Below are 14,757 nucleotides of genomic sequence, written 5' to 3'. Positions count from 1 at the left end.
TAAGTTTACTTAGCAAATAAGCTTTTAATTTTTAAACTAATTACTCCAAAAATAGCTTCAGTAATAATGCCTCCGCTCATTTTAGATTTTCCTTTGGTTCTATCTTTAAAGATAACTGGTATTTCTTCAATTTTAAAACCTTTTTTGTGTGCTTTAAATTTCATTTCAATTTGAAACGCATAGCCTACAAATTCTATTTTCTTAAGGTTTATGGTCTCTAACACCGTTCTTTTATAACAGATAAATCCTGCTGTAGAGTCTTTAACTGTCATCCCTGTTATTAACCTCACATAGCGCGATGCTCCATAAGACAAAAGAATACGTGACATTGGCCAATTAACAACCGTAATTCCCTTAACATATCGTGAGCCTACGGCCACATCTGCACCCGCAGCACAAGCGGCATACAACCTTGAAAGATCATCTGGATTGTGTGAAAAATCAGCATCCATTTCAAAAACATAGTGATAGGATTTTTCTAATGCCCATTCAAATCCAGCAATATAAGCGGTTCCCAAACCACTCTTTTCTTTGCGTTCTAACAGAAATAGCTGATCCTTAAATTCTTGTTGTAACATTTTAACCGCTGCACCTGTATCATCTGGCGAATTATCATCTACAATAAGCACATGAAAATTCTGTTGTTGTGAAAACACAGCTCTAATGATTGATTCTACATTTTCAATCTCATTATAGGTAGGGATGATGACTATTGCGTCAGACATTAACTCACTTTTAAACACTCTTAGGAGTGGTTTCTTAGAATTTCAACAAAAATAAAGTTTTTAATGGATTAAATGCGGGAATTAACTTTTTTGATAGATATGAATCGTACTTCTAATTGTAAGCTCATTTTTTTATAATTTAGCAGCATGCGAAATTATATAACATACGAATGGTTTACCATTTTTACAATGATAGGATTGTTTACCATCGTGGTTGCTAAATATTTAAATACGCTACGCTTCAATGATTTCTTATATGTCATTGGAAATTCAAAATACCTTAAAATATACGCTAAGGATCAAAAATTTATAGATCAATTTGATAGCTTTTTATTTATTAACCTTTCGCTATCACTAAGCATATTTATATACTTTACTTATAGCACATTTGTGTCACCGCTTAATTTTGAGCTTATTTCATTCTTAAAATTAGTCTTTGCTGTTTCTACTATTATAATTATAAAAACGCTTTTAGAACGCCTCATTGGCAGCCTTTTTGAAATAGATAGTTTAATTGATGACTACTTATTTCAAAAGACAACATTCAAGAATTTTTCTGGTCTTCTCTTTTTAATTGCAAATTTGTTTTTACTGTACACTGACATAAGCATGAGTATTATAATAACCTCAGCGTTATCTATTGTTTGCCTTATTAATGTCATTGGTTTTTTATCTTCATTTAAAACCCATCAAAAATTAATTAATCCAAATTTTTTCTATTTTTTGTTGTATCTTTGCGCTCTCGAAATCGGCCCTTATGTACTTTTATTTAAGGTAATTAGGGAGTATAACGTTTAAAAACACCATGTTTACGTATGAAAGTGAAAACAATTTTAGTATCACAACCAGAGCCTAAAATAGAGAACTCTCCATACTTTGATTTGCAAGAAAAGCAAAAAGTAAAAGTGGACTTTAGACCCTTCATTCACGTTGAAGGTGTATCATCTAAAGACGTAAGACAACAAAAAGTTGATCTTACTAAATATACAGCCATTATACTTACAAGTAGAAATTCAGTAGATCATTTTTTTAGAGTTGCAGACGAAATGCGTTTTAAAGTTCCAGACTCAATGAAGTATTTTTGCCAGTCTGAAGCAGTAGCCTATTATTTACAGAAATATGTAGTATACAGAAAACGAAAAATATACGTTGGAAAACGTACGTTTGAAGATTTAATGCCATTAATTAAAAAATATAAAGACGAATCGTTTTTATTACCTACAACAGATAAAGTTAAGCCTGTAATACCTGAATTATTAAACGAATTAGGTGTCAACTGGAAACAAGCTACATTTTACAAAACAGTAATTAGTGATTTATCTGATTTATCAAATGTGACTTATGATATTTTAGTGTTCTTTAGCCCATCTGGCATAGAATCTTTATTCCATAACTTCCCAGATTTTAAGCAAAATGAAACACGTATTGCTGTCTTTGGAAACACAACTGTTAAAGCTGTTAAGGAAAAAGGATTGCGCGTAGATATTTCTGCACCAACACCTGAAACACCGTCAATGACAATGGCACTACAGAAGTATATTGATTCTGTAAACAAAGGAAAATAGTAAAACTTATAAAGGCATAAAAAAAAGCGATTCTAAATTTAGAATCGCTTTTTTTTATTGACAACTTCAGTTATCCTTAAAAAGCATAACGTTGTGGACCACCACGTCTTATTTCTTCAGAAGCATAAGATTCGTACTTTTTAAAGTTCTCTCTAAAGGCATTAGATAATTTAAATGCCATAGTATAATAAGCATCATCATCATCCCAAGTTGTTCTTGGACTTAACACTTCTGTTGGTACTCCAGGACAAGTTCTTGGTTGAGCCACTCCAAAGACAGAGTGTATATGATAATCTTCATAAGTATAATCGTTTAAGTCTCCATTTAAAGCGGCATTAATCATAGCACGTGTGTACTTTAACTTCATACGTGTACCAACACCATAAGGACCACCTGTCCATCCTGTATTAACCAACCATACATTTACACCAGCCTCTTTCATTTTTTGGCTTAGCATTTTAGCATATTCAGTTGGATGTAAAGGCATAAAAGGAGCGCCAAAACAAGCAGAAAAACTTGGCACTGGCTCTACGACACCTGCTTCTGTACCCGCAACTTTAGCTGTATAACCAGAAATAAAATGGTATGCGGCCTGACTTGGGGTTAATTTAGAAATTGGAGGTAACACACCAAACGCATCTGCCGTTAAGAAAAAGATGTTTTTTGGATTGCTTCCTATAGACGGTTTTCTAATATTATCAATGTGATAAATTGGATAACTTACTCTTGTGTTTTGTGTAATAGATGTATCAGCAAAATCAACATTGCCTTTATCATCCATGATTACATTTTCTAAAATTGCACCTTTTCTAATCGCTGCATAAATTTCAGGTTCTTGTTCTTGAGACAAGTTGATGACTTTAGCATAACAACCTCCTTCAAAATTAAACACGGTATTTTCTTTTGTCCAACCATGCTCATCATCACCTATTAAACTACGATTAGGATCTGTAGAAAGCGTTGTTTTTCCCGTTCCAGATAAGCCAAAGAAAATTGCTGTATCACCATTCTTACCAACATTAGCACTACAGTGCATTGGTAATGTATTTTTATAAACAGGAAGTATGAAGTTTAAAGCTGAAAAGATGCCTTTTTTAATTTCACCAGTATACCCTGTTCCTCCAATTAAAGCAATTTTACGCGTAAAATCTAAAATCGCAAAATTATGTTGACGTGTACCATCAACTTTAGGGTCGGCCATAAAACCTGGAGCATTTACCACAGTCCATTCGGGTGTAAAGTCTTGTAATTCTTCTTCCGTTGGTCTTAAAAACATGTTATGTGCAAACATGTTACACCAAGGGTATTCATTAATGACCCTAATATTTAACTTGTAATCTTCATCTGCACAAGCATAACTATCACGTACATAAATTTCTTTTTCAGACAAATAATCAGCTACTTTGTCGTAAAGTTTTTGAAACTTATCACTGTCAAACGGAATGTTGATGTCTCCCCACCAAACTCTATCTTTAGTGACATCATCCTTCACAATGAATCTATCCATTGGAGAACGACCCGTAAACTCACCTGTATTAACCGCTAAAGCACCCGAAGAAGATTCTACTCCTTGGCCTTTAGCAATGGTTTCAGCATGAAGTTCATCTGAAGATAATTGATAATTAACTGTTGCATTTTTAATTCCATATTGATCCAACGAAATCGATTTCGTTGATTGGGAATGATTTGCCATAATATTTGTGTTGTTTAGTTCTGCAAAACTAAAATATTATTTTGAAACAACGACTTTGATTAACATTAATCCATCTTATTTCTAATTATACCTATTAACAGTAATATCCAAGCCATAATTAATAGTAACCCACCTAACGGAGTAATGAGTGCAATGGTCTTAAAATCAAAGCTAGAAAGCGCATTTGTAGCCAATCCATAAATAGAACCTGAGAAGCATAAAACTCCCAAAAGCACCATATAAAAGATACTTTTTTTTGTTTTTAATTGCACTATTGATGTACTGCCTACAATTAAAAGAAAAAACGCGTGATATATTTGATACCGCACTCCAGTTTCAAACGATTTAATAGCATCTGCATCCACCAATTTCTCTAAACCATGCGCTGCGAAAGCACCTAAAATAATACCCAAAATTCCTAAAATCGCTCCTGTAATTAATAATGTCTTGTTCATAATTAAAATATGCTTTCGGTTTTGATTGCCTTTTGTATTTCTTACTTTCGTAGAATACAAAATTAGTTATATAAACCCATTATGCGAAACATATTAATCATTGGAGCAGGAAAATCGTGTTCTTATCTTATAAAATATTTACTTGACAATTCACAAACCGAAAAGCTTCATATTACCATTGGAGATCTCAATGTAGAGAACGCTAAAAAGCTGGTTGGATCTCATCCCAATACAGATGTTATTCATTTGGATGTCTTTAATGCCGAATCTAGAGTTGCTGCCGTTAAAAAAGCAGATATTGTCGTTTCAATGCTGCCTGCGCGTTTTCATATTGAAGTAGCCAAAGACTGTATTACTTACAAAAAGAATATGGTTACCGCATCTTATGTCAGTCCAGAAATGCAAGCCTTAGATGCCGATGCTAAAGCCAATAATCTTATTTTTATGAATGAAATTGGCGTAGATCCCGGTGTAGATCATATGAGTGCAATGCACGTGATTGACCGTATTAGAGCTAAAGGAGGCAAATTGATTTTATTTGAATCATTTACAGGTGGTTTAGTTGCCCCTGAAAGTGATAATAACCTTTGGAATTATAAATTTACTTGGAATCCTAGAAACGTTGTACTTGCAGGACAAGGTGGTGCTGCTAAATTTTTACAGGAAAACCAATTTAAGTACATTCCTTATAATCGTTTATTTAGACGTACCGAATTTTTAGATGTTGAAGGTTACGGACGTTTTGAGGGCTATGCCAACAGAGATTCTTTAAAATACCAAAAAGTTTATGGTTTAGACCATGTTAAAACTTTATATCGTGGAACTATTAGACGCGTTGGCTTTAGTAGAGCTTGGAATGCCTTTGTTCAATTAGGAATGACAGATGATAGTTACACCATTGATGACAGCATTAATATGAGTTATCGCGATTTTGTTAATTCATTTTTACCATATAGCCCAACCGATTCTGTAGAGCTTAAATTTAGACATGCCCTTAAAATTGATCAAGATGACATCGTTTGGGATAAGTTTTTAGAACTCGATATTTTTAATCCAAAAAAGATGGTAGAACTTGATAAAGGTACGCCTGCTCAAATTCTTCAGAAAATCTTAATGGATAGTTGGACACTTAGTCAACAAGATAAGGATATGATTGTAATGTATCATAAATTCGGATACGAATTAGATGGTAAAAAACACCAAATTGATGCTACTATGGTAACCCTTGGTCAAGATCAAACCTATACAGCAATGGCAAAAACCGTAGGTTTACCAGTAGCGATTGCAACTTTAGCGATTCTTAACGGTAAAATTAAAACTCCAGGAGTTCAAATTCCAATTACAAAAGAGGTTTATACTCCAATTTTAAAGGAATTAGAATCTTATGATATTGTCTTTAAAGAGCATGAAGTGCCTTATTTAGGCTACAATCCTTTAAGTATTTAAAGAAAGAATGATATAGATTAAAGAATCAAAGCGTTTCAAATTGAAACGCTTTTTCTATCTTTAGCTTTCAAATTATTAGAATCTAAATTCATGAAGATTAACGATAATGGTATTTATATCGATGGTATTGATAAAAAAATACTGCGTGCATTAATGGAAGATGCCAGAACACCAATTCTTGAAATCGCTCGAAATGTTGGAATATCTGGCGCAGCTATTCACCAACGTTTAAAGAAACTAGAAAAATCTGGACTTTTAGCCGGTTCCAAATTCATTATTAATCCCAAAGCTTTAGGTTATACTACCATGGCTTTTGTAGGCGTTTATCTCGACAAAGCCATTAGTAATCCTGAGGCCGTAAAGCAACTTCAAAAAATTCCTGAAGTTATAGAATGTCATTACACCACTGGTAATTGGTCTATTTTTATTAAAATACTATCTAAAGACAATGAGCATTTAATGCACGTCCTTAATTCTGAAATACAAAGCATAAAAGGAGTTTCTAGAACTGAGACGTTTATTTCTTTACAAGAACAAATTAATCGGCAGATTAAAATTTAAGTTTTATATAAAAAAGCCCACCTCATAGAAGCATGCTAACCTAGTTTTATATAAAACTAAATTATGTTGCAGGATTAGGTATCTCTGCATGTACTGCATTTATCGCTTTCATAACCTCATTAGATAAGGAGATATTAATACTCTCGATATTTTCTTCCAACTGATTAAGGTTTGTAGCCCCAATAATATTACTTGTTAAAAAAGGACGCTCATTTACAAACGCTAAAGCCATTTGAGCTAAAGACATACCATTAGCTTCAGCGATCTTTAAATAGCGTTTTGTTGCTTCTGTAGCATTAGCGCTATTATATCGTGAAAAATGAGAATACACGTTTAAACGTGCATTCTTTGCTGCTGTGCCTTTTATGTATTTACCAGATAAAACTCCAAATGCTAAAGGAGAATACGCCAATAAACCTATATGTTCTCTATGGGCAACTTCTGCTAAATCCCCTTCAAATGATCGGCATATAAGTGAATATGCGTTCTGAATCGTTATCATTCTTGGCAGATTATGGTTTTTAGATGCTTCTAAATAGCGCATGGTTCCCCAAGCTTTTTCATTAGAAATACCGACTTGTCTTATTTTACCCGATTTTATAATCGCATCTAAATTGTGAAGAATTTCATTAAAATTATCTTCCCATTTATCATTAGGATTATGCTTATAATCTCGTACTCCAAAAGTATTAGTACTACGCTCTGGCCAATGTAATTGGTACAAATCAATATAATCCGTTTTTAAACGCTTTAAGCTATTATTTACCGCATCATTAAGGGCGTCTTTACTAAAACCATTAGTTCTAATATGTGCTGTATAATCTCCGGTACCAGCAATTTTTGTAGCTAAAACCACTTTATCTCTGTGACCTGTTTTTTCAAACCAATTCCCAATAATACGTTCGGTTTCTGCATAGGTTTCCTTCGTTGCAGGCACGGGATATAATTCGGCAACATCAAAAAAATTAACTCCTTTATCTAGAGCAAAATCCATTTGAGAAAACCCTTCATTTTGAGTATTTTGGTTACCCCAAGTCATAGTGCCAAGGCAAATTTTACTAACCTTTATATCCGTGTTTGGTAGTGTTGTGTATTTCATAGCACTTCCTGCGAAAGCAGGAATCTCATTTTAATGATACTTAATTTTCTTATCTGGGTTTCGACTTACTACCTAAGCTATCTTTAAGCAAAAGATATTTTGCATTTAATAATACTTAACCCAACATGACAAACAAAAATAAGAAGACCTCACAGGTAATAACAACTTGTGAGGTCTAAATGTTTGTTAAGGTTTATAACCTAAGGGTTCCTGCGTTTGCAAGAATTTGTTATATCTCATTCAATAATTTAGAAATCTCATCTAATTTCGGCGTTAAAATCACTTCGATTCGTCTGTTTTTAGCTCTTCCTTCTGCTGTTTCATTTGAAGCGATTGGTGCAAATTCTCCACGACCTGCCGCAGTTAAATTTTCAGGATTAATAGCATCATTCTCTCTAAGGATATTTACAATGGCCGTAGCACGTTTTGCAGATAAATCCCAGTTGCCACTTAATTGTGCGTTACCTTTATATGGGACATTATCCGTATGGCCTTCAATTAAAACTGAGATCTCAGGGTTTTCAGCTAAAACACTTCCTAATTGTTTTACCGCTTGCTTTCCTTGCGCACCAACATACCAACTTCCTGACTCAAATAACAATTTATTTTCCATAGAAATATAAACTTTCCCATTGCGCTGCTCAACAGTTAAACCTTTACCTTCAAAATTAGTTAAGGCTTTAGAGATGGCATCTTTTAATTTATGCATTGCCGCATCTTTTGAGGCAATAACATTTTCTAATTCTGCCACACGTTGCGAGCGACTTTCTAATTCTTGTTTCAGAGTCTTTAAGCGTTCATTTTCTGTTGCTAACGCTTGTTCTTTAGCCTCTAACTGCGCCAAAAGCTCTCTGTTTTTTTGTGAGTTTTTTGCAATTGATGCCGAACTATTTTCTTCTAGAGCTTTGTAGGACGCTTTTAAAGTTTCAAGATTTGTTTTGGCTGCGGCATAATCCGCCTGAAGCTTATCACGATCAGCAACAGCAGCGTCGTAGGCCGATTGTAATTGCTCCAAACTATTGTTGAGCGATGTGTTTTGCTTAGTTAACTCTTCAACTTCATCTGACATACTACGATTTTCCTTTTTAAGGTCTGCGTATTTATCTTCAAGATCTGTGTAGATTTTCTTTGAAACACAAGATGAAAAAAGTGTTATTGTTAATACTAAAATTGAAAGTTTTTTAATCATAATTTTGAGGCTGTTTTTGTGTATTAATCTTTATTGTAAATGCTTAAAATTAAAACTTATAAATCCAATTCAAGCATAATCGGGCAATGATCACTGTGCACTGCTTCCGTAAGTATAACGCTGCGTTTTATTTTTTCTTGTAATGGTTTGCTTACCATGGCATAATCTAATCTCCAACCTTTATTATTGGCTCTAGAGTTTGCTCTATAGCTCCACCAAGAATATTCCTGACGCTCTGGGTGCAAATATCTAAAACTATCGATAAATCCACTATCAATAAACGCACCTAACCACTCCCGTTCTTCTGGTAAAAACCCTGAAACACCTTTCATTTTAGGGTTATGAATATCGATTTCTTCGTGACAAATATTATAATCGCCACAAACAACTAGATTTGGCTTTTCCGTTTGAAGCTCCGTTAAATACTGTTGAATAAGATTCATATATTCAAACTTATGCGATAATCTCGCGTCGTTAGTACCAGACGGCAAATACATACTCATTACGGAAACATCATCATAATCGACTCTGATATTTCTCCCTTCAAAATCCATAGATTCTATTCCTGTACCAAATTCGATGTGATTAGGTTCTGTTTTACACAGCATGGCAACACCACTATAGCCTTTTTTCTGTGCACTAAACCAATAGTTAAAATTGTAACCCGCTTCGGTAAACAAATTAAGATCGAGTTGATCTTCCATCGCTTTAATTTCTTGCAAACAAACCACATCAGGATCTGTTGCTTTCAGCCATTCTACAAAGCCCTTATTTACAGCAGCTCTGATTCCATTTACATTATAGGATACTATTTTCATTTCGTCATATTCTGATTAATTGCTAAATTAAATAATACGCTACTTTTACACCATTATTTTAAGCTCCTTTTAACGATAAAATATTTTAAGCTTTCAGCAGTTATTATTCTACATGAAGAATTCGCTATTTTTTCTATTAATTCTATCTTCCTTTTTGGGCTATTCCCAAGAACAGCATAGCAATTTTAGGCAAAAGAAAGTCGCGGTTAAAGATTCTATTCAAATTGACTCTGTTAGTATTAATCCGTCGCAATTTACAGTGCGAACAAAAGATAACATCATCTTAGATTCCACACTGTACGTTGTTGATTTTGCAAAAGCACTATTACGTTTTAAGCAACCGACAAAAATTGATACCATTACCATAGATTATTTACGTTATCCTAATTTCTTAACCAAGGTATACAAACAACTCGATGATGCGGTTGTTATAGAACGCTCTTCGGAATTTCAGCAATTATACACGCTTCAAAACACCACAAAAAAGAACACCTTTACTCCATTTGATGGCTTAACAACATCTGGTAGTATTTCGAGAGGAGTAACCATTGGAAACAATCAAAATTCTGTATTAAATAGTGAACTCGATTTACAGATTTCAGGAAAACTAAGTGATAAAGTATCATTAAGAGCATCCATTCAAGATGCCAATATTCCGCTACAAGAAAGTGGTTATTCACAACGTTTAGACGAATTTGACCAAGTGTTTATAGAGCTATTTAGCGACGATTGGAACATACGAGCAGGAGACATCGATTTAGAGAATACTAAAAGTTATTTTGCTAATTTTTCAAAACGTGTACAAGGTTTATTGGTGAATGCCAATATAAGCGACAAAACCTCTGTTTTTGCCTCTGGTGCCTTGGTTCGTGGTCAATTTACGACCACACAATTTACAGCTCAAGAAGGCAATCAAGGTCCTTACAAATTACGCGGTTCAAACAATGAATTGTATGTTCTTGTCGTATCTGGTAGTGAAACCGTTTATGTAAATGGAGTCCCTTTAGAACGCGGAGAAAACAACGATTATATCATAGATTATAACGCAGGAGAAATTATTTTCAACTCTACATTCCCCATTACTTCCGAAATGCGAATAACAGTGGACTACCAATTTAGTGAGCGTAATTATTCAAGATTTACGATTTTTGGTGGAGCCAACTTTGAGACCGAAACCTTAAAGCTTAACGTGTCCGTTTATTCTGAAAGCGACGCTAAAAATCAACCCTTACAACAAAACCTTTCTACAGAACAAACTCAAATTTTAGCAGCGGCAGGTGACAATACCAGTTTAATGACCGCACCTTCTGCAACAGAAGCATCATACTCTGAAAACCGAATTTTATATAAAAAAGAAACCCTAGGATCTGAAGAAATATTCGTCTTCTCTAATAATCCAGAGGACGAATTGTTTAATGTACGCTTTACTTTAGTAGGTACCAATCAAGGAAACTACGTTTTAAGTAATTCTACGGCAATTAGTAATATTTTTGAATATGTTCCTCCAATCGCAGGCATACCACAAGGAAATTATGACCCAATTGTGCAATTAATTGCGCCAGAACGTTTACAGATTGCCGTTGTTAACGGGCAATACAAACCTTCTGAAAAAACAGATATCTTTTTTGAATTGGCAGGAAGCAAAAAAGACGACAATTTATTTTCAAGTATAGATGACACCAATAATGATGGCTATGCAGGAAAATTCACCTTAAATCAAAAGGTTATCCAAACGGATAGTCTATGGAATTTATCAGCTCTCGTTGATGCTGATTTTATACAAAAAGATTTTAATACCATCCAACGTTTGTATAGAGCAGAATTTAGCCGCGATTGGAATTTAGAGACTTCCGAAACGGACCAAGGAAATATCAACTATGGTAATCAATTATTATTGACCACAGGATTGCGATTGTCACATTCACAAAAAGGTACCGCAACGTATAATTTTGAACATTTAAACTACTCCGAAAACTTTAATGGTAACCGACATCAAATCACTACCAATTTACGTTTAGGTAATTTTAGAATTTTTTCCAATTCGAGCATCTTAAATAATGAAAGCACTATTAATCGTTCCACATTTTTACGCTCTTTTAATCGCGTCGTATACGGAAAAAACAACAAATGGGTTGGAGCAAAACTAGGAATAGAAGATAATGAACAACGCGATATTACTACAGATTCTTTAACGCCTTTAAGTCAAAAATATAAATCCTATGAAGCATTTATTGGTGTTGGAGATAGCACCAAAGTATTTGCAGAAGTGGGTTATATTAAGCGTTTTAATGATAGTTTACGAAACAATACTTTGGAACGTGTGAACAATTCAAACACCTATTATTTAAAATCGCGATTAATTCAGAATAAAAACACCAATCTTCAGCTCTTTGTAAACTATAGAGATTTAAAATCAGAAGATAACAGCATAGAAGACGAGCAAAGTTTAAATAGCCGCTTAAATTTTAATCAGAAACTATTTAATAACCTTATCTTATGGAATACCAGTTTTGAAACCAATTCAGGGACTTTACCTCAACAAGATTTTACTTATGTTGAAGTAGAGGCTGGTCAAGGTGCCTACACATGGATTGATTACAATGAGAATGGAATTCAAGAATTAAATGAATTTGAAATTGCTCAATTTGCAGATCAAGGAAGCTATATCAGAGTATTATTGCCTAATCAAGTTTTTGTACGTACGCATCAAAACCGACTGAGTCAAACCTTAACGCTTAACACACAGCAATGGAGTACATCTGAAAACAAAACGAAAAAGTTCTTTTCTCATTTCTACAATCAAACATCGTATTTAATTGACCGAAAAATAAAACGTGAAGGCAATAATTTTAACCTTAATCCTTTTAAAAATGACGAAAACAATCAATTAGCCTTAAACAATAGTGTACGAAACGTACTGTTTTACAATAAAGGAAAACAACATTACACCACTTCTTATACGTTTCTAACCAATACCAGCCGAAGTTTATTATCTATAGGATTTCAAGAAAACAAATTAACCAGCCATCAACTGAATTTCAATCATAAATTCTCTACAAATTGGCTAGCAAATATGTTGAGTAGTTTTGGTAGTAATGAAAGTATAAGCGAAAATTTTAGCAATCGAAATTTCAATATTGACGAAACTCGATTTCAGCCCAAACTATCGTATCTATTTAATGACAATGCGCAATTCGATATTTTCTACCAATACACCTCCAAAGACAATACCATTGGAAGTTTAGAAACCTTAGCTCAGAGTAACTACGGCTTATCCTTTACTTATAATAACGTTCAAAAAATTGCATTAACAGGAGCATTTAATTTCTTTCAAAATGAATTTGAAGGTAATGCCAATTCACCTGTTGCCTACCAAATGCTCGAAGGCTTACAACCTGGAAAAAACTTTACTTGGAGTTTATTAGTACAGAAAAAATTGACTAAATACTTAGATTTGAATTTGAATTATTTTGGACGAAAATCGGAAACCTCTAAAATGATACATACCGGAACCGTTCAGTTAAAGGCTTATTTCTAAAAAAGTCTAAAACACTTTTAAATACGTGCCTTTACAATTTGTGTAGGACCGTTTAAATTGGTATACTCCCAGAATAACAACAAAACACAGTAATGAAAGACTTTGTAATTGTAGGTGCTGCACAAGCAGGTCTCTCTATGGCTTATTTTTTAAAACAAAATCAAAACGATTTTTTAATAATTGACCGAGAAGACGAAATTGGAGCATCTTGGCTTAATCGTTGGGATTCTTTAAAATTATTTACGCCTACTGAATTTAATCATTTAACCGGAATGCCTTTCCCTGCACCTAAAGGACATTATCCCGATAAATATGAAGTGGCCGCATATTTTAAAAAATATGTAGAGGCATTTGATTTCCCCGTTCAATTAAACACCCTTGCGAAATATATTAAAAAAAAGGACACTCATTTTATCATAAAAACGAATCAACAGGAAATTACTTGCAAGCATGTTATTATAGCTACAGGCCCATTTCATATTCCGTACACTCCAAAGTTTCACAATAAGATTTCAGACACCATTTATCAGGTACATAGTAATTATTACAAAAACTCAGATCAGTTACAAAAAGGTTCTACTTTGGTTGTTGGTGGAGGAGATAGTGGTTTTCAAATTTTGGATGAGATCTCTAGAAACACATCCAATACCACTTATTTTTCAGGGAGTACAGCTATTAGAACTCTTCCTCAAGAATTTTTAGGTAAGACATTATGGTGGTGGTTTACAAAAACAGGGTTTCTAAATTTTAGTAAAAACTCATGGATTGGAAAAAAAATTAATCAATCTAAGCAACCGATAATTGGTACGGACGTAAAAACGATTATAAAACGCAATAACATAACTCTGGTTGGCCATACCGTGGATGCTGAGTTAAACACTATAAAAACGGTAACAGCAGAACTTACTGATATTAAAAACATAGTTTGGGCTACGGGCTATAAACCTAATTTTGAATGGATAGAGAATTTAGAGCTTACTGCTGACGGCTACCCAAAACATCATAGAGGTCTTAGCACCACAAAAGGGCTCTATTTTATTGGATTACCATGGTTGCATACACGAGGTTCTGCCACATTAGGCGGTATCAAAAAAGACGCTACATATTTAGCTCATAAGATTTTACAATAAAATAAAAAACGTATTACGTTATTGTTACGTTGAAAACTTATTTTTAGTCCATGTAACCTTTATTACATAACTACATCCAAAAATTTGTATCTTAGCATTCGTTATGAGTAAGCTAGTTGCGTTTACATATTCACTTATGATTCTTGTTCAAAGTTTCAATATAGGCATAGAAGATCTTTCTAAGTTTAGTGTTTTATTGGATCACGCTGAGTTTCATAAAGAAATGTATGGTGATACTTTTTTTCAGTTTTTAGCAGAACATTATGGTAACGTAAAAGACAATCACCAAGATGATCACAAAGAACATAAAGATTTACCTTTTAAAGATGCACATCATCTATGTTCACATACAAGTATACATTTTATAGATTTTACTGTTGTTTTTGATTTTACACAACACGACTTCACCGAGATCCCTTTCAACTTTTATTACACAGAACCACATACTAACTTCGAAAAAACTTCTGTTTTTCAACCACCCAAGTTCGCATAATTCACTTTAGACTATAATTCTGTTTTCCTATAAACAGTCATCCAT

The 14,757-nt window shown here is 33.7% G+C and carries 13 protein-coding genes; 7 read left to right on the top strand and 6 right to left on the bottom strand.

Going from position 1 to position 14,757, the window contains the following annotated elements:
• Window positions 1-5 precede the first annotated feature (5 nt).
• On the bottom strand, window positions 6-725 hold the full coding sequence (locus tag ACXGSQ_RS05070) for a polyprenol monophosphomannose synthase (protein ID WP_458628543.1): 720 nt from the start codon (window positions 723-725) through the stop codon (window positions 6-8).
• Between the two features lie 147 nt (window positions 726-872).
• Here ACXGSQ_RS05070 and ACXGSQ_RS05065 point away from each other — a divergent pair, with 147 nt between their 5' ends.
• A complete protein-coding gene (locus tag ACXGSQ_RS05065) occupies window positions 873-1,523 on the top strand; it encodes a DUF4271 domain-containing protein (RefSeq protein WP_458628542.1) in 651 nt (216 codons plus the stop codon).
• Between the two features lie 17 nt (window positions 1,524-1,540).
• Window positions 1,541-2,290, top strand: a complete 750-nt coding sequence (locus ACXGSQ_RS05060; protein WP_458628541.1) for a uroporphyrinogen-III synthase — start codon at window positions 1,541-1,543, stop codon at window positions 2,288-2,290.
• A gap of 76 nt (window positions 2,291-2,366) precedes the next feature.
• On the opposite strand, the gene pckA is transcribed toward ACXGSQ_RS05060, so the two are convergent.
• Together pckA and ACXGSQ_RS05050 are read right to left on the bottom strand one after the other, a co-directional pair.
• Complete coding sequence (gene pckA / locus ACXGSQ_RS05055; RefSeq protein WP_458628540.1) at window positions 2,367-3,983, bottom strand: phosphoenolpyruvate carboxykinase (ATP); 1,617 nt, start codon at window positions 3,981-3,983, stop codon at window positions 2,367-2,369.
• A 65-nt stretch (window positions 3,984-4,048) separates the two neighbouring features.
• Window positions 4,049-4,438 (bottom strand): DUF423 domain-containing protein, encoded by a 390-nt coding sequence (locus tag ACXGSQ_RS05050; protein ID WP_458628539.1) that lies wholly within the window; start codon window positions 4,436-4,438, stop codon window positions 4,049-4,051.
• Between the two features lie 81 nt (window positions 4,439-4,519).
• Here ACXGSQ_RS05050 and ACXGSQ_RS05045 point away from each other — a divergent pair, with 81 nt between their 5' ends.
• Window positions 4,520-5,884 (top strand): saccharopine dehydrogenase family protein, encoded by a 1,365-nt coding sequence (locus ACXGSQ_RS05045; protein ID WP_458628538.1) that lies wholly within the window; start codon window positions 4,520-4,522, stop codon window positions 5,882-5,884.
• 90 nt (window positions 5,885-5,974) lie between these two features.
• Window positions 5,975-6,445, top strand: a complete 471-nt coding sequence (locus ACXGSQ_RS05040; protein WP_115815785.1) for an Lrp/AsnC ligand binding domain-containing protein — start codon at window positions 5,975-5,977, stop codon at window positions 6,443-6,445.
• Between the two features lie 61 nt (window positions 6,446-6,506).
• On the opposite strand, the gene ACXGSQ_RS05035 is transcribed toward ACXGSQ_RS05040, so the two are convergent.
• The 3 genes from ACXGSQ_RS05035 to ACXGSQ_RS05025 form a co-directional block, all read right to left on the bottom strand.
• Window positions 6,507-7,544, bottom strand: coding sequence for an aldo/keto reductase (locus tag ACXGSQ_RS05035; protein WP_458628537.1), 1,038 nt, complete (start codon window positions 7,542-7,544; stop codon window positions 6,507-6,509).
• Between the two features lie 229 nt (window positions 7,545-7,773).
• Complete coding sequence (locus ACXGSQ_RS05030) at window positions 7,774-8,733, bottom strand: OmpA family protein (RefSeq protein ID WP_458628536.1); 960 nt, start codon at window positions 8,731-8,733, stop codon at window positions 7,774-7,776.
• Window positions 8,734-8,789: 56 nt separating this feature from the next.
• The gene (locus tag ACXGSQ_RS05025; RefSeq protein ID WP_458628535.1) at window positions 8,790-9,551 is read right to left on the bottom strand and encodes an exodeoxyribonuclease III; all 762 of its coding nucleotides are present in this window, start codon (window positions 9,549-9,551) and stop codon (window positions 8,790-8,792) included.
• A gap of 112 nt (window positions 9,552-9,663) precedes the next feature.
• Between ACXGSQ_RS05025 and ACXGSQ_RS05020 the strand changes: the two genes are divergently transcribed.
• The 3 genes from ACXGSQ_RS05020 to ACXGSQ_RS05010 all read left to right on the top strand — a co-directional run bounded on the left by ACXGSQ_RS05020 (window position 9,664) and on the right by ACXGSQ_RS05010 (window position 14,712).
• Complete coding sequence (locus tag ACXGSQ_RS05020) at window positions 9,664-13,089, top strand: hypothetical protein (RefSeq protein ID WP_458628534.1); 3,426 nt, start codon at window positions 9,664-9,666, stop codon at window positions 13,087-13,089.
• Between the two features lie 92 nt (window positions 13,090-13,181).
• On the top strand, window positions 13,182-14,219 hold the full coding sequence (locus tag ACXGSQ_RS05015; protein WP_458628533.1) for a flavin-containing monooxygenase: 1,038 nt from the start codon (window positions 13,182-13,184) through the stop codon (window positions 14,217-14,219).
• A gap of 103 nt (window positions 14,220-14,322) precedes the next feature.
• Window positions 14,323-14,712, top strand: a complete 390-nt coding sequence (locus ACXGSQ_RS05010) for a hypothetical protein (RefSeq protein WP_458628532.1) — start codon at window positions 14,323-14,325, stop codon at window positions 14,710-14,712.
• Window positions 14,713-14,757: the final 45 nt, after the last annotated feature.

Source organism: Winogradskyella sp. PC D3.3, from assembly GCF_054366245.1.
Note: the sequence above shows the minus strand (reverse complement) of the source record. Positions and strands in the feature narration are given on the sequence as shown.

Bases quoted from the DNA above. Each gene is read 5' to 3' on its own strand.
- ACXGSQ_RS05070 (WP_458628543.1), bottom strand. From the start codon at position 725: ATGTCTGACGCAATAGTCATCATCCCTACCTATAATGAGATTGAAAAT.
- ACXGSQ_RS05065 (WP_458628542.1), top strand. From the start codon at position 873: ATGCGAAATTATATAACATACGAATGGTTTACCATTTTTACAATGATA.
- ACXGSQ_RS05060 (WP_458628541.1), top strand. From the start codon at position 1,541: ATGAAAGTGAAAACAATTTTAGTATCACAACCAGAGCCTAAAATAGAG.
- pckA (WP_458628540.1), bottom strand. From the start codon at position 3,983: ATGGCAAATCATTCCCAATCAACGAAATCGATTTCGTTGGATCAATAT.
- ACXGSQ_RS05050 (WP_458628539.1), bottom strand. From the start codon at position 4,438: ATGAACAAGACATTATTAATTACAGGAGCGATTTTAGGAATTTTGGGT.
- ACXGSQ_RS05045 (WP_458628538.1), top strand. From the start codon at position 4,520: ATGCGAAACATATTAATCATTGGAGCAGGAAAATCGTGTTCTTATCTT.
- ACXGSQ_RS05040 (WP_115815785.1), top strand. From the start codon at position 5,975: ATGAAGATTAACGATAATGGTATTTATATCGATGGTATTGATAAAAAA.
- ACXGSQ_RS05035 (WP_458628537.1), bottom strand. From the start codon at position 7,544: ATGAAATACACAACACTACCAAACACGGATATAAAGGTTAGTAAAATT.
- ACXGSQ_RS05030 (WP_458628536.1), bottom strand. From the start codon at position 8,733: ATGATTAAAAAACTTTCAATTTTAGTATTAACAATAACACTTTTTTCA.
- ACXGSQ_RS05025 (WP_458628535.1), bottom strand. From the start codon at position 9,551: ATGAAAATAGTATCCTATAATGTAAATGGAATCAGAGCTGCTGTAAAT.
- ACXGSQ_RS05020 (WP_458628534.1), top strand. From the start codon at position 9,664: ATGAAGAATTCGCTATTTTTTCTATTAATTCTATCTTCCTTTTTGGGC.
- ACXGSQ_RS05015 (WP_458628533.1), top strand. From the start codon at position 13,182: ATGAAAGACTTTGTAATTGTAGGTGCTGCACAAGCAGGTCTCTCTATG.
- ACXGSQ_RS05010 (WP_458628532.1), top strand. From the start codon at position 14,323: ATGAGTAAGCTAGTTGCGTTTACATATTCACTTATGATTCTTGTTCAA.